The organism is Phaeobacter sp. PT47_59, from assembly GCF_028890025.1.
Classification (GTDB): domain Bacteria; phylum Pseudomonadota; class Alphaproteobacteria; order Rhodobacterales; family Rhodobacteraceae; genus Phycobacter.
This window is the reverse complement of sequence record NZ_JARCJL010000005.1, coordinates 144,551-159,878: the sequence shown is the minus strand read 5'-3', so window position 1 is coordinate 159,878 and position 15,328 is coordinate 144,551. Positions and strand designations below refer to the sequence as shown.

Sequence of the window (15,328 nt, the reverse complement as noted above, 5' to 3'; positions counted from 1 at the left end):
AGATCTCCTCACGCATCGGTGTGGAGCGCAAAGGCCAGCCACTGCGCCGCCTCCGCAATGGCCATATCGCCTTGCGGGACTACCTTGGTCAGGTTCAGGAAGCCGTGGATCTGGCCCGGATAGCGCGAGACGGTGACGGGAACACCCGCCTGTTCCAGCGCCGCCGCATAGGACAGGCCATCGTCCCACAGGGGATCATGCCCCGCCACCAGCACAAAGGCCTGCGGCTGTCCGGCAAGGCAGGGCGACATCAAGGGAGAGATCTCCGGCGCCAGCCGGTCCTGGCCCTCTGGCACATATTGATCCATGTACCATTCCATCCGGGGTCGCGACAGCAGGGCATGATCATGCAGCGCCTGCACCGAGGCCGAGGTGAGCCGCGCATCCACCGCCGGATAGATCAGGAGCTGCGCCTGTGGCAGGGGTAGCCCGCCTTGCGACAGGCTGTGCAGCAGGCTTGCGGTCAGGTTGGCACCGGCACTGTCGCCGCCCACCGCCAGTCTGGCCGGATCGATCCTCAGATCCTCGGCATGATCCAGCAGCGCCCGGTAGCCTGCCATCACATCCTGCGTCGCCGCCGGGAAGGGAGCTTCCGGCGCAAGGCGATAGCTGAAGGCCACAACGCAGACCCCGGCGCGCGCCGCCAGCTTGGCGCACAGCGCATCATGGGTGTCGATGCTGCCCTGGATCCAGCCGCCGCCGTGCAGATACATCAGGCAGGGCATCGGTCGGCTTTGATCGATCGCTTCGGGAATATACTGGCGCGCGGGCCGCACCCCGTCAGCACCCGGCAGGGTGATATCGCGCCGTTCTACCGGAGCCGTGCAGGGCGCATCGAACTTTTCAACAAATCCAGCAAGTTGCACCCGGCTTTCCTCTACCGTCGGCTGGGCTGCGGGATCGCGCACCAGGCTCACCAGATCCGCAACCGCCTGCGCCTTGGGGTCGGCGCGGCGGCCATCGACCACGGGCAAGGCCCCGCCATATGACGCACGCACCAGGCGCTCGGGCAAAAGGACCCGCACCAAAGCCCAAAGCAGTTTTAAAGTCTTCATTGAAATCTCCCGGCTGAAATCACCTGCCCTTCGCCATGATACAGTCGGCACAGGCAGGATCACTCTGCGGAGGAGACAGCCGCCGCGCAAGTCATCTGGCACGGCGGCAAAGCAAAGGGCAGGGAAATGCCCCTGCCCTTTGATAGAAATCAGACGCGATCAGGCGCGATCAGACACGCTCGATGGCAATCGCCGTGCCTTCACCGCCGCCGATGCAGATGGCCGCAACACCGCGTTTCAGGCCGCGTTTCTCCAGCGCATTCAGCAGCGTCACCATGATCCGCGCACCGGATGCTCCGATGGGATGGCCCAGGGCACAGGCGCCGCCGTTGACGTTCATCTTGTCGCGGGAAATGCCCATTTCATGCATGAAGGCCATGGGCACCACGGCAAAGGCCTCGTTCACTTCCCACAGATCGACATCATCAACCGACCAGCCAAGACGTTTCAGCAGGTTTTGCGCTGCGGGTACCGGCGCGGTGGTGAACCAGCCGGGCGCCTGGGCGTGGCTGGCATGACCCATGATGCGCGCCCGCACGTTCAGTCCCTTTTCCTTGGCCGCCTCTTCCGAAGCCAGAACCAGTGCCGCCGCACCATCGGAGATCGACGAAGCATTGGCCGCCGTCACCGTGCCATCCTTGCGGAAGGCAGGCTTCAGGTTCGGGATCTTCTCAGGACGGGCCGACTGGGGCTGCTCGTCGGTGGTGATGATTCGCTCGCCGCTGCGGGTGTGCAGGATGACCGGGGTGATCTCACCCTCGAAGGCGCCGCTGCGTTCCGCGTCCAGCGCGTTCGACAGAGAGGCCAGCGCATATTGATCCTGCGCTTCACGGGTGAACTGGAATTTCTCGGCGCAATCTTCGGCAAAGGTGCCCATCAGGCGGCCCTTGTCATAGGCGTCTTCCAACCCGTCGAGGAACATGTGGTCGATGACCTGGCCGTGACCGATCCGCGCGCCATTGCGCATCTTGGGCAGCAGATAGGGCGCATTGGTCATGCTCTCCATACCGCCCGCGATCATCGTGTCGGCATGGCCGAGCGCGATCTGATCATAGGCGATCATCGCCGCCTTCATGCCCGATCCGCACATCTTGTTGAGCGTGGTGGCGGGCACCTCTTCGCCCAATCCGCCTGCGAATCCGGCCTGGCGCGCAGGTGCCTGGCCCTGGCCTGCAGGCAGAACGCAGCCCATCAGAACCTCGTCCACCGTCTCGGCGCCGGCACCGGCCAGTGCCGCCTTGATCGCCGCTCCGCCCAGTTCGGCGGCGCTGACGCCATCAAAGACACCCTGGAAACCACCCATCGGGGTCCGGGCTGCACCAGCAATGACAACTTGTTTCATGAAATTTTCCTCCAATCGTCGAAATAATCCATACAGAATGCTAAGGTTTGAGGTCTAGAGTTCTTGTGAAGTACAGATTGATCCCCGGGGAATGACTATGAGCCTATCCAGTACTGTAACGGACGGCGCCCAGATCGTGACAGTCAATGCCGAGCGCATCGACGCAGCTATGGCGATTCGATTCAAAGAGGACATGCGCTCCGCCACCGAAAGCGGACCGGATCGCGTGATCCTTGACCTATCCGAAGTCCAATTCATCGACTCCAGCGGCCTTGGCGCGATTGTTGCCGCCATGAAGCAACTGGGCCAAGGGCGCCAACTGGATCTGGCAGGCCCGACCCCCATGGTGGAAAAAGTATTCCGGCTGACGCGCATGGATACGATTTTCAACCTCTACAGTTCGCTGACCGAAGCGATCTCAGAAACCCAAGTCGGGACGTGATCGAACACGTGACCCCCCGCGCGAAGCGAGATGCTAATGGCTGAAACTTTTGCCTGCTCGTTCACGGCCACTGAACTGGATGCTCGTTCGGGCATCACAGAGGTTGTGAAACGGCTACGCGAAATGGGCATTCCGAAACTTCGGGTCGACGAAGTCCAAATCGCGCTGGCGGAAGCCGTAAACAACGTCGTGGAACACGCCTATGCCGGCAAGACACCCGGCGATGTGCGGATCCGCTGTTCGCTTGACCCGCAGCGACTTTGGATCGATATCAGCGACGCCGGCGATCCCTTTCCCGAAGGCCAGCTGCCCGAAGGCAAACCTGCAAACATCGACGTACCACTGGACCAGCTTCCAGAGGGCGGATTTGGCTGGTTCCTCATCCGGGAACTTACCAGCGATATTCAATATGAGCGCAACGCCGGGAACAACCAGCTGTCCCTGTGTTTCGAAATACAGGTGACACGGGCCTAGGAGGCACAGGTCCTGAGCCAATCCATACCGCCCAAAAGCCGCCACAAAACCGGCCTAAGACCGCCCAATTGATATGCTTTTCTCTTAACATGAGCTGGTTGTAGCTTTGCCCGGCGCCATGTTTCACTGCCCCCACCGAAGTCTTGGCGCCGGGTATTCCCTTGGCACGACAGCTGCCGTCGCTTGCGACCCTTCCCTCCTCGATACTGGCCCGACCCCGTCTTTCGCGTTGCCTTCGGATCAATAGGCACTACCCTGCGCCCGAAACGAACAGGGAGAGGCCCATGCGCGACTTTCAACAACCGGGGCGATCAGCCGTCTTTGCACAGAACGGGATCTGCGCCACATCGCACCCATTGGCCGCAGGCGCTGCCATCGACATCCTGAAACGCGGCGGCAATGCCATGGATGCAGCCATCGCCGGTGCCGTTCTGCTGGGGATTTGCGAACCGCAGATGACCGGCATCGGCGGCGACTGCTTTGTTCTCTATACCCGCCCCGGCAGCGATGAGATCCACGCGCTCAACGGTTCTGGCCGCGCGCCTGCCGCCGCCGATGCCGCGGCACTGCGCAGCCAGGGTCTGGACACCATTCCCCTGCGCAGCCCTCATGCGGTGACCGTGCCCGGCGCCATCGACGCCTTTTGCCACCTCTCGGAAACCGAAGGCAAACTGGGCCTTGATGCGCTTCTGGCGCCCGCGATCCACTATGCCGAGACCGGCGTTCCGGTGGCCCCGCGCGTGGCCTTTGACTGGGCCAATGACGCAGGCACCCTGCAGGGGAGCGCGCGCGACAGCTTCCTGTTTGGTGGCAAGGCGCCATCGGTCGGGCAGATCTTCCGCGCCCCCGGTCAGGCCGAAGTCCTGCGCCGCATCGCCAAGGACGGGCGCGATGCCTTCTACACCGGCGAAGTGGCCGAAGACATGGTTGCAGCCCTCAATGCCCGTGGCGGCGTCCACACGGCCGAGGATTTCGCCGCCACCGCCTGCATGGCCACGACCCCGGTTGCAGGTGATTACAAGGGCATCGATCTGGTGGAACATCCGCCCAACGGCCAGGGCGCGACCGCGATCCTGATGCTGAACATCCTCAAGCATTTCGACATTGCCGGCATGGATCCCTTCGGTGCTGAACGCGCCCATATCGAGGCCGAGGCGGCCAAGTTGGCCTATGACGCCCGCAACCGCTTCATTGCCGACCCCGATCACACCAGCCGCCTCGATCACATGCTGGCACCGGAAACCGCCGCCAAACTGGCCGCGCTGATCGACCCCAAGCGTGCCATGGCCGCCCCGGGCCCGCTCAGCGAGGCGGTGCACAAGGATACGATCTATATCACCGTGGTCGACAAGGACCGGATGGCGGTCTCGCTGATTTACTCGATCTTCCATGGCTTCGGGTCTGGGATCGCGTCAGAGAAATTCGGTCTCCTGCTGCAGAACCGCGGTGCGGGCTTCACCCTGGAGGAAGGTCACGCCAACGAACTTGGCGGCGGCAAGCGCCCGATGCATACGATCATTCCGGGCATGCTGCGCCAGAACGGCCGCGTGATCATGCCGTTTGGCGTCATGGGCGGCGCCTATCAGCCCAATGGCCATGCGCGTTTTGTCTCCAATATCACCGATTTCGGCCTTGATCCGCAGGCCGCCATGGATGCGCCGCGCAGCTTCTCGGATGCCGGGGTGATGAAGGTCGAACGCGGCTATTCGGACGCCGTACGCCAGACGCTTTCGGACATGGGCCACAAGGTCGAGATCCCGGACACCGCCATCGGCGGATCGCAGGCCATCCGCATTCACGACGGCGATCTTCTGGAAGGCGCCAGCGATCCCCGCAAGGACGGCTGTGCCCTGGGGTACTGATCGACGGGTCCTATCGGTATCACGCAACCGCGCCGCGCCGTCAGGTGCGGCGCCATGCCCAAGGCTGCCAGGGGGACCGGCACAGCCGGTCTACCCGCAGGCGCGGGAGCCCGCCGCTACGGGTCACAAGCCCCAAAACTGCCGGGCGATCAGTTCAGCTGGTACTGCAGGGAATAGGTGGCGCCGTCGAACTGGCCGAACATCTCCGGCACATCGGGATGGCTGACCGGCTCGCCCGAGTAATCGGCAACCAGGTTCTGCTCCGACACATAGGCCACGTAGTAGCTCTGCTCGTTTTCCGCCAGAAGGTGATAGAACGGCTGGTCCTTCACCGGTCGGCTGCCCTCGGGAATGGCTTCATACCATTCCTCGGTATTGGCAAAGGTGGGATCCACGTCAAAGACCACACCGCGAAACGGGTGCTTCCGGTGGCGGACGACCTGGCCCAGGTTATATTTTGCACGCGTTCTCAACATGGTCTTGCTGCCCCCGTCGTTTGTTACTAACGCGTATGGGCGGCGGATGTCCAACGCTTGAGGCAAATTTTCGGGGAAACAGACTGTGAACCTTGCTGTGACAGTGCTTGAGATCGTGGCACCGGTCTTCCTATTGGCGGGAGTCGGTTTTGCCTGGGTGCGCCTTGGCTTCGAGTATCGCATTCAATTCGTGACCCGGCTGGCGATGACCCTGGCCGTGCCCTGCCTGATCTTCACCGCCCTGATGAAAACAGAGCTGGACAAGGGTGCCATCGGCTGGTTCGTGCTGGCGGCGCTTGCCGGGCATGCTCTCTTGGCCCTGGCCGGTGCGGCGCTTGTACGCGTGATGCGGCTGCAACGGCGCAGCTACCTTGCCCCCTTCATCTTTGGCAATACCGGCAACCTCGGCATTCCCCTGTCGCTCTTTGCCTTTGGTGAGGCGGGCCTTGGCTATGCGGTGGCGATGCTGGCGGTCTCGGCCGTGCTGTCCTTCACCTTCGGGATCTATCTGGTCGCCGGAGAAGGCGGCGGCAGCAAGGCGCTGCGCGAACCCATGGTCTGGGCCACGCTGCTGGGTGCGCTCTTCCTGTGGCAGGGCTGGCAGACCCCCCGGTTCCTGACGAATGCGCTGGACCTGATCGGGCAGATGGCCATTCCGCTGATGCTGATTACGCTTGGCGTTGCCGTTGCCCGACTGACACCGGGAAAAACCGGCCTTGCCGTGGTGCTGTCGCTGATCAAGGTCACGCTCAGCGCTGCCATCGGCTGGGGGTTGGGGCTGGCCTTTGGCCTTGATTATACCGCCTTTGGCGTCCTGGTGCTGCAACTGGCAACACCGGTGGCCGTCACCTCCTATCTTTTGGCGGAAAAATTCGAAGCCGATGCCCAGGCTGTGGCTGGCATGGTCGTGGTCTCCACCCTGATGTCCGTTGCAGCTCTGCCTCTGCTTCTGTCCCTGCTTCTGGAAATGTGATTTCCTCGACAGGGTGAATTCGCTAAACTGCCTGAAAAACATAAGGCAGAGGCAATGAGCAGAATCGTCCTCGCCCTGATCCTCCTGTTGGCGGTTGCCTCCTGTGGAGGTGGGCACAAGTCCCCGCCGCGTAATCTTGATAACGCCTGCAGCATTATCAAGCAGCGGCCCGAGTACCTGAAAGCCTTCCGCGCGACCGAGCGCCGCTGGGGCGTGCCCGTGCATGTGCAGATGGCCACAATCTACCACGAAAGCCGGTTTGACGGCGATGCGCGCACGCCGCACAAGTACCTTCTGGGAGTGATCCCAATGGGGCGCCAGTCCAGCGCCTACGGCTACAGCCAGGCCCTGGATGGCACCTGGGACGATTACCGCCGCGACACCGGCAGGCGCCGCGCCAAGCGGGACCGGATCCGGGATGCCGCCGATTTCATGGGCTGGTACATGAACCGCACCCGCGAAAAGAACGGTATTCCGCTCTATGACGCACGCAACCAGTACCTTGCCTATCACGAAGGCCACAGTGGCTATGCCCGCGGCACCTATCGCAGGAAATCCTGGCTGATCCGCGTTGCCGACAAGGTCGAGGCCCGCTCGATGATGTATCAGGCACAGCTCGCCACCTGCCGCAAGTTCCGCTAAGCGGGCGCTCCCGCCGATCTCGGGACCTTCTGCGAAGGACCCTCGCTCGTTGGGCCCGGCACCGCCCATCGGGCGGTGCTGCAGCTTTCCCAGGCAAAGGATCAAAACCACAACTGACCGGAACCGACCGCGCCACGCCTTTGGCGTGGCGCCTGGCCCAACGCCGCACAAAGGCGGCCGGGCGCAGCCCGGGCACCTGCGGGGGCGGGAGGTCTAGCTGCAGCCCCTCGCGCCATTCGGTCAGCTAGCGTGAATTGCTTCCGGGGCCGGTGTTGAACAGGAAGGCGGACAGCTTGCCGCCCGTCTCAAGCGCGCCCAGGATCACCGTCGTGCGTCCCCCGGCACTGTCATGCACCACCCATTTGCGCAGCTCCACCGGATCGCCGGTGAACATCAACTCCAACCCGCCATATTCCGGGTTCTCCGGATCCTGTGCCTGCAGGATGGTGGAGGTGCCATCGAACTGATGCCCCACAACCATGCCTGCCCGCGCCAGATCCACCTGTTTGGCAAGAATGATCGACAGCGGCGTGCGTTTCAGCGGATAGGTCTCGGGCGGCTGGTTCGACTTTGGATCATGGATCACCACGGATCCCGCTCCGGCCACCACGGTTGCGCCATTGTCCCCGTCATATTCAAACCGCATCCTGCCCGGGCGATGGATATAGAGCTTGCCCGTAGACAGGCTGCCATCGTCATTGATCTGGGTGAACGTCGCCTCGGCGGTGGTCAGCCCGTTGAGATAGGCCGAGAGCTGATCAAGGCTCAGCTTCTCTGCCGCCCAGGACGCCGGAGCCAGGGTGACAAGCGCGATGGCAAGTAGGATCTGTTTCATGTGCCCTAGATAAGCCCTGCAATGGCAAAGGGAAGAGGCCGCCCGCGAAACGGGCAGCCCTGCGCGCGGTTCCGCCAATTATTGCTCGGGCACCAGGATTTCGCGTTTGCCTACGTGGTTAGCCGGAGAGACAAGCCCCTCTTCCTCCATCTGCTCCACCAGGCGGGCGGCCTTGTTGTAGCCGATCGCCAGCTTGCGCTGGATGTATGAGGTCGAACACTTGCGATCCTTGATCACGATCTGCACCGCGGAATCATACAGCGCATCCTCACCGGTGGTGTTGCCGCCGGTCGACAGACCCAGAACCGCGTCGATATCATCGGCCTTTTCGTCATCCGGACCATCCAGCACCGTGCCCACATAGGCGGGCGGGCCGAATTGCTTGAGGTGCGTGACGACCTCCTCGACCTCTTCATCCGACACAAAGGGCCCGTGGCAGCGAGTGATCTTGGCGCCGCCGGCCATATAGAGCATGTCGCCCATGCCCAAAAGCTGCTCGGCACCCATTTCGCCGAGGATGGTGCGGCTGTCGATCTTGCCGGTCACCTGGAAGGAAATCCGGGTGGGGAAGTTCGCCTTGATGGTACCGGTGATCACATCGACCGAGGGCCGCTGGGTCGCCATGATCAGGTGAATGCCGCTTGCCCGCGCCATCTGCGCCAGGCGCTGGATGCAGGCCTCGATCTCCTTGCCCGCGACCATCATCAGGTCGGCCATCTCGTCCACGATGACGACGATATAGGGCAGCGCCTCGGGCGCGAATTCTTCGGTCTCGAACACCGGCTCACCGGTGTCATCGTCAAAGCCGGTCTGCACCGTGCGGGAGAACAGCTCGCCCCTCGAGAGCGCCTCTTTCACGCGGCCATTGTAGCCCGCGATATTGCGCACGCCCATCTTGGACATTTTGCGATAGCGGTCCTCCATCTCGCCCACCACCCATTTCAGGGCGACAACCGCCTTCTTGGGGTCGGTGACAACGGGAGACAGCAGATGCGGAATGCCGTCATAGACGGAGAGCTCCAGCATCTTGGGGTCGATCATGATCAGGCGGCATTCATCCGGGCTGAGCTTGTAGAGCAGCGACAGGATCATGGTGTTGATTGCAACCGACTTGCCCGACCCGGTGGTGCCCGCGATCAAGAGGTGCGGCATCTTCGACAAATCGGCCACGACCGCGTCCCCGCCGATGTCCTTGCCCAGCGCCAGCGGCAGGTTCTGCGTGCCGTCGCCATAATCGCGGCTCGACAGGATCTCGCGGAAGCTGACCATCTCGCGCTTGTCATTCGGAAGTTCAATACCGATCACCGAGCGCCCCGGCACGGTGGACACCCGCGCCGACAGGGCCGACATGGAGCGGGCGATATCATCCGCCAGACCGATCACCCGGCTCGCCTTCAGACCCGGCGCGGGCTCCAGTTCATACATGGTGACGACCGGGCCGGGGCGGACCGAAACGATCTCGCCCTTGACGCCATAGTCATCCAGCACCGATTCCAGCATCCGCGCGTTTTCTTCCAGCGCTTCGTCGCTCAGGTGATGGCGTTCGACTGTCGAGGGGTTGGACAGGAGCGACAGCGGCGGCAGTTCAAAGGCATCGCTGTCGGTGTCCTCCAGCGCAAGACGGGGCTGCGCCTCTTCCTTGGCGCGGGTCGAGGGCTCCGGCGCGCGCCGCTGGGGCTGTTCCACCACCACCTTGCGCGGTTCGGCCACCGGAATGCTGATCGCCTCTGCGGCGGGCTCTGCCGTACGTGCCACGACGGGTGCGGGCGGCAGCGATGCAGGCGCTTCGGCGACGACCTCGGGGTAATCGGCTTCGGGCTTGACCTCTTGCGGAGCGGACGGAGCCTGAGCCGCCGTCAAGGGCGGTTCCGGCGGCAGTCCCGCCTGCGGCGCCGGGTCGGCATTGAACACAAGCGGTTCCGGACGACGGCCGCGCCCCTTGGTCAGAGGCAGGTTCGGATCGGGTTCGGTCACCTGTCCGGCAGCCCGGCGCACCCGGATGGCATTGGCAATCTTCTGGGAAATGCGGTCATCGCCCGGCAGATCCTCGTCAAATTCAGGCGGCTCCTGCTCCACCAGTTCCGGCTGCGGCATCGGGGCATTCGCCAATTCGGGATCGGCGCGGCGGATCAACCCCGGCATGCGCGCCAGCAGGCCGGTCTTTTCCGGCACCGGAGCAACGGCAGGCTCTTCGGGGTAGGTCTCGAACATCTGCGGCTCTGCCTGGGCCTCGGCCATGGCAGCGCGGGCATCGTCGCGGGCGACCGCGGCCTCTTCAGCGCGGGCGGCACGTTTCTCGCGATAGGACATCGCGGCCTGCAGGCTGCCCGATGCGCCGCGGCCTAAAAGGCTGGCCACTGCGCCATAGATCATCACCACGCCCAGCAGCAGGAACCGGCCTGCCCGCAGCAATTCTCCCCGGGAAAACCCGCAGACGAAGATACCCAGGACAACCATGCCCAGCGCCATCAGAAGCGACATCAGCTTCACCGCGAAATGCGAGCTGATCGGCGCCAGCGTCAGCAGCGCCCCCATCACCGTGTCACCAAACAGACCGCCCAGGCCGAAACTATGGGTCGCCAGCCATTCCGCACCCGGCACCAGCGTGGCCGCATAGACCGAGGCCACCGCGATCAGGACCGGGGCAAAGACCAGGCGTCCGATCGCCTGATCGGAGCCAAGGTGCAGCAGGAAGCGCCCGCCCCAGACCAAGAGCGTCATCGCCAGGGCGACACCGCCCCAGCCAACCACCATGAACAAAGGCGCCGCAATCGAGGCGCCCATGCGCCCCAGCCAGTTCTGCACCGGCGCATCAGTAGAGACCATCCAGTTCGGATCGTCGGGCGTGTAGGAGCCGATCATCGCCGCGGCCATCAGGCCCAGCCCCAAAAGAACGATGCCGATCAGTTCCTTGCCACGCTTTTCAATGGCTGCCTGCATCGTGCTGTCCAGCAAGGGATCGCGGCTACGAGTTTGAAATGCCATGCCTACCTCAGTTCCAGTTGTCGCAGTCCGCCCGGCTGTCCCGCCAGGTCTGTACCTGCTTTGCTCTCTTGATCTTGGCCACCCGCCCCGCTGCCGGGGGCGAGCCGCAGTCGTTTCAGTACAGGCAGTCGCGCAGAGTGGTCAGCGCCGCCCGTGTGGTGTCAGCCGGGGCGACCAGCGCCACCCGGATGTATCCTGCGCCCGGATTTTCTGCCGCCTCGCCCTGCGCCAGATAGGCACCGGGCAGAACCCGCACGCCCGTCTCGGTCCACAGCTTCAGCGCCGCGGCCTCGCCGTCCTCGACCGGCAGCCACAGGAAGAACCCGGCCTCGGGCGCCATATAGCCGTTGAGGCCGCCCAGGACCTCATCCGCGATGCGGTACTTTTCCTGATACAGTGCGCGGTTTTCCTCCACATGCGCCTCATCGGCCCAGACCCGCGCCGCCGCTGCCTGCAGAGGTCCGGGCATCGGGGCACCGGTGTAGGCGCGCAACTGCTTGATACGCGTGATGCTTTCAGGTCCACCCGCGATCAGCCCGGCGCGCAGGCCAGGCAGGTTCGAACGTTTCGACAGCGAGTTGAACAACACCACCCGCTCGGGATCGGCGCCCAGCTCCTGCGCGACGGTCAATGCGCCAACGGGCGCGCTATCGCGGTAGATCTCGGAATAGCATTCATCGGCAAAGATGCGGAAATCATACTTTTCGGCCAGCCGGATCAGATCGGCCCAATAGTCGCGGCTGGCAACGGCCCCCTGCGGGTTCGCGGGCGAGCAGATATAGGCCACGGCGGTGCGGTTCAGCACCTCCTCAGGCAGGCTGGCGTAATCGGGCAGATGGCCGGTCGCAGAGGTCGCGGGCACAAAGACCGGCTCGGCCCCGACCGAGATCGCCGCCACCATATAGACCTGGTAGAACGGGTTCGGGATCAGCACCACGGGCCGCTGGCCATTCTTGGTCTCGGGGCAAAGCGCCATCGCCGCATTGTACAGCCCCTCACGGGTGCCGTTCAGCGCCATGACGTTGCGGTCCGGCTCCATCGTCACGCCATAGCGGCGGGCGATCCAGTCGCACATGGCCTGTCGCAGATCGTCGGAACCGTCGTTGGGCGGGTAGCTGTTGAACCCGGCGGCATTCTCCGCGATCACATCCGTGACCCAGGCCGGAAAGGCGTGTTTCGGCTCCCCAATGGTCATATGCACCACATCCCCGCCCGGGGCGTGGTGGTCCAAAAGCGCCCGCAAACGCGGAAACGCATAGGCTGGCAGGTTCGAAAACCGCTCAGGGAAGTTCATCGCTTATGCCTCAGGTTCGGGATCATTGGCGCCCCGTTTGCAGATAAGGTACAGAGCGCGGCCCCATCCGTCCAGTCGCATGGACGCCGCGCGGTCAAGTTGTGGCTTTCAGGACAACGCCCCAGGCGCTGCCCTGCGGCCATCAGGAGAGGGCCAGCTCGACACTGGCCCCGATCCGCAACAGCGCCTCTTCGCAATCGGGGTGACCAAGGATCTGCAAGCCGCAGCTGGCTTTGCCGGTCGGCAGGCTCAGCGCGCAAAGCCCCATCAGGTTGCCGATACGGGTGTTGCGCAGGGTCAGAAGGTTGGCCTTGACGTAGTAGTCATGATCGCTGTGCAGCCGTTCCATATTGGGCGGCAGGATCGGGCAGGTCGGCGTCAGCACCCCGTCAAAGCCCGAAACCGCCTGATCCCAGGCCATCCGGCACTGCTCCAGCTTGGCCCAGGCTGCCACGTAATCAGCCCCGCTATGCTGTGCGCCCGACCGGAAGCGTTCCAGGATCTCGGCAAACATCACATCGGGACTGGCCTCGATCACATCCTTCCACAACCCATAGGCCTCGGTCGTGAAAAGGATCGCGCTGAGGCCCATCGCCTCTTCCAGCTGCGGCACCTCCAGCGGCACAATCTCGGCGCCTGCGGCCTTCAGCCTGCCCAGGGTTTCCACATGGGCGGCAGCAACCTCGGGCTCCAGATCGTCCCAGGCAATGCTGCGCAGATCGGCAAAGCGGCAGCCCTTCAGCGACGGCGGGTTGCGCAGGTCCGGCCCCGATGTGCCCTCCATGAGACCCAGCATCAGCCCGGCATCCTCGACCGAACGCGCAAGCGGTCCGACCGTATCGAACTTGAGGCACAGCGGCACGACGCCTTCCAGGCTGATCCGCCCCGAGGTGGTCTTCAGCCCCACCAGGTTGTTCCAGGCCGAGGGGATCCGCACCGATCCACCGGTATCAGATCCGATCCCGCAGGCCGCCAGCCCATAGGCCACCGAGGCCGCCGCCCCGGAAGAGGACCCGCCCGGCGCCGCATCCTCGTCATTCACACAAGGAGGCGTTGCCTTCACCGGGTTCAGGCCCAGACCGGAAAAGGCCAGCTCGCTCATATGGGTCTTGCCAAGGCACACTGTCCCCATCGATGTGGCATTTGCCAGAACCCGCGCATCGTGCTCTGGCACCCGGCCCTTCAACAGGTCCGACCCAGCCTCGGTCTGGGTTCCGGCACTGTCAAACAGGTCCTTCCAGCTGATCGGCACCCCGTCCAGGGCAGAGCGCCGCAGACCCAGCTTGGCCCGCTGCGACGCCGCCTCGGCCTCGGCCAGGGCGCGCTCATGGGTGACTTGCGTGTAGATCCTGTCGCGCAGCGGGTGGGCATCGATGGCATCCAGATAACAGCCGGTCAGGTCGATCGGATCGATCTCCCCGGCCTCGATTCCGCGCCCCAATTCCGCCGCCGTCATCTTCAGCCATTCATGCATCCCGTTGATCTCCCCTGATCCGTTTGACGCGACGGTAGCGGCAGCGGCACGGCGCGGCAATCCCACGCAGGATGTTGAGGCGCCCGAATGGACAATCGGTTGGACAATCCCCGCGCAAGGCGCATATTGCACCCCATGAAGAACAGCTCCGATATCCTGATCGTTGGCGGCGGGCTGAATGGCCCGGCCCTTGCCCTTGCGCTGGCCCAGACCGGCCACAGCGTGACCGTGATCGACGCCCTCCCCGAACTGGCCCTGCAGGACGACGGGTTCGACGGGCGCGGCTATGCGCTTGCGCTGGCCTCCAAGCGCCTGCTGGACCGGATCGGCGTCTGGCAACACGTGGCGGACCAGGCGCAGCCGATGCTGGAGATCAAGGCCTCGGACGGGCACGCCGGTGACGGGCCTGCACCGTTTTTCATCCATTTTGATCACACCGAGATCGAAGAAGGCCCCATGGGCTATATGGTCGAGGACCGCTTCCTGCGCCGCGCCTTCCTGGCTGCCATGAAAGATGAGCCGCTGATCACAATGGTGAACGGTCGGCGTGTTGTGGCCCAGGCCCCCGATCAGACCGGCGTTACCGTGACCCTCGATGACGGGGCCGAGCTGCGTGGCAGGCTGCTGGTCGGATCGGACGGTCGCAAAAGCGGCACCGCCCTGCGCGCCGGGATCAAGCGCAGCGGCTGGGACTACGGCCAGACCGCGCTGGTCTGCGCCATTGATCATGAAAAACCCCATGGCGGCATCGCCCATCAGTTCTTCATGCCCGCCGGGCCGCTGGCCATCCTGCCCCTGCCCGGCAACCGCTCCTCCATCGTCTGGAGCGAGAAGACCGAGACTGCCGCAGCCATCCAGGCGCTGGATGACGCCGGTTATATCGCAGCACTTAAACCCCGCTTCGGGGATTTCCTGGGCGAGATCTCGCTGGCCGGAAAACGCTTCACCTACCCGCTGAACCTCACCGTCGCCAACAGCTTCATCGCGGACCGCCTGGCGTTGATCGGCGACGCCGCCCACGGGATGCACCCGATCGCGGGGCAAGGCCTGAACGCGGGCCTGCGCGATGTGGGGGCATTGGCCGAGGTGCTGACCGAGGCCACACGGCGGGGCGAGGATATCGGATCGTCGCTGGTACTGGAGCGATATCAGCAGTGGCGCCGTTTCGACACCGCGACGCTGGCCCTGGCCACCGATGTGTTCAACAAGCTCTTTTCCAACGACAACCCGCTTTTGCGGCTCGGCCGCGACATCGGCATGGGGTTGGCAGGCGCCCTGCCCGGCCTGCGCCGTGGTTTCATGCGCGAGGCGGCGGGTCTGACCGGCGATCTACCACGCCTGTTGCAGGGCAAGCCCATCTGAGCCACTCCCCCTGATCAGGGCGCAACCGCGCCGCGCGCCAGCGCGGCGCCGGGCCCAAGTCCGCGCCTTGTGCTTTGGTGCAGCCAACGGACAGGCCCGACGCGGGAGCGCC

Annotated in this window: 13 protein-coding genes; 6 read left to right on the top strand and 7 right to left on the bottom strand. The window is 64.0% G+C overall.

Annotation, left to right across the window (positions count from 1 at the left end):
- Window positions 1-8: 8 nt before the first annotated feature.
- Together PXK01_RS06615 and PXK01_RS06610 are read right to left on the bottom strand one after the other, a co-directional pair.
- The gene (locus PXK01_RS06615) at window positions 9-1,055 is read right to left on the bottom strand and encodes an alpha/beta hydrolase (RefSeq protein WP_274859352.1); all 1,047 of its coding nucleotides are present in this window, start codon (window positions 1,053-1,055) and stop codon (window positions 9-11) included.
- 169 nt (window positions 1,056-1,224) lie between these two features.
- Window positions 1,225-2,397, bottom strand: coding sequence for an acetyl-CoA C-acyltransferase (locus PXK01_RS06610; RefSeq protein WP_274859351.1), 1,173 nt, complete (start codon window positions 2,395-2,397; stop codon window positions 1,225-1,227).
- 97 nt (window positions 2,398-2,494) lie between these two features.
- Between PXK01_RS06610 and PXK01_RS06605 the strand changes: the two genes are divergently transcribed.
- From PXK01_RS06605 to PXK01_RS06595, 3 genes are all read left to right on the top strand, one after another.
- Window positions 2,495-2,839, top strand: coding sequence for an STAS domain-containing protein (locus tag PXK01_RS06605; protein ID WP_274859349.1), 345 nt, complete (start codon window positions 2,495-2,497; stop codon window positions 2,837-2,839).
- Between the two features lie 36 nt (window positions 2,840-2,875).
- Window positions 2,876-3,313 (top strand): ATP-binding protein, encoded by a 438-nt coding sequence (locus PXK01_RS06600; RefSeq protein ID WP_274846995.1) that lies wholly within the window; start codon window positions 2,876-2,878, stop codon window positions 3,311-3,313.
- 284 nt (window positions 3,314-3,597) lie between these two features.
- Entirely contained in the window at window positions 3,598-5,175 is a 1,578-nt protein-coding gene (locus PXK01_RS06595) for a gamma-glutamyltransferase family protein (RefSeq protein ID WP_274859348.1), read from the top strand.
- A 149-nt stretch (window positions 5,176-5,324) separates the two neighbouring features.
- Here PXK01_RS06595 and hspQ read toward each other — a convergent pair whose 3' ends face one another.
- Window positions 5,325-5,651: a heat shock protein HspQ gene (hspQ, locus tag PXK01_RS06590; protein ID WP_274859347.1), complete on the bottom strand. Its 327-nt coding sequence runs from the start codon at window positions 5,649-5,651 to the stop codon at window positions 5,325-5,327.
- Between the two features lie 85 nt (window positions 5,652-5,736).
- On the opposite strand from hspQ, the gene PXK01_RS06585 reads away from it, so the two are divergent.
- Both PXK01_RS06585 and PXK01_RS06580 read left to right on the top strand, forming a co-directional pair.
- A complete protein-coding gene (locus PXK01_RS06585; RefSeq protein WP_274846992.1) occupies window positions 5,737-6,624 on the top strand; it encodes an AEC family transporter in 888 nt (295 codons plus the stop codon).
- A 54-nt stretch (window positions 6,625-6,678) separates the two neighbouring features.
- Window positions 6,679-7,266 (top strand): transglycosylase SLT domain-containing protein, encoded by a 588-nt coding sequence (locus PXK01_RS06580; protein WP_274846991.1) that lies wholly within the window; start codon window positions 6,679-6,681, stop codon window positions 7,264-7,266.
- A gap of 244 nt (window positions 7,267-7,510) precedes the next feature.
- Here the strand turns inward: PXK01_RS06580 and PXK01_RS06575 are convergent, their stop codons facing one another.
- The 4 genes from PXK01_RS06575 to PXK01_RS06560 form a co-directional block, all read right to left on the bottom strand.
- Window positions 7,511-8,101 carry a LolA family protein gene (locus PXK01_RS06575; RefSeq protein WP_274859346.1) on the bottom strand — a complete coding sequence of 197 codons (591 nt, stop codon included), beginning with the start codon at window positions 8,099-8,101 and terminating at the stop codon, window positions 7,511-7,513.
- A 78-nt stretch (window positions 8,102-8,179) separates the two neighbouring features.
- Entirely contained in the window at window positions 8,180-11,086 is a 2,907-nt protein-coding gene (locus PXK01_RS06570; RefSeq protein ID WP_274846989.1) for a DNA translocase FtsK, read from the bottom strand.
- A 115-nt stretch (window positions 11,087-11,201) separates the two neighbouring features.
- A complete protein-coding gene (locus PXK01_RS06565; protein ID WP_274846988.1) occupies window positions 11,202-12,380 on the bottom strand; it encodes an aminotransferase class I/II-fold pyridoxal phosphate-dependent enzyme in 1,179 nt (392 codons plus the stop codon).
- Window positions 12,381-12,522: 142 nt separating this feature from the next.
- Window positions 12,523-13,854 (bottom strand): amidase, encoded by a 1,332-nt coding sequence (locus PXK01_RS06560; RefSeq protein WP_274859345.1) that lies wholly within the window; start codon window positions 13,852-13,854, stop codon window positions 12,523-12,525.
- Between the two features lie 135 nt (window positions 13,855-13,989).
- Here PXK01_RS06560 and PXK01_RS06555 point away from each other — a divergent pair, with 135 nt between their 5' ends.
- Entirely contained in the window at window positions 13,990-15,216 is a 1,227-nt protein-coding gene (locus PXK01_RS06555; protein ID WP_274859344.1) for an FAD-dependent monooxygenase, read from the top strand.
- Window positions 15,217-15,328 lie beyond the last annotated feature (112 nt).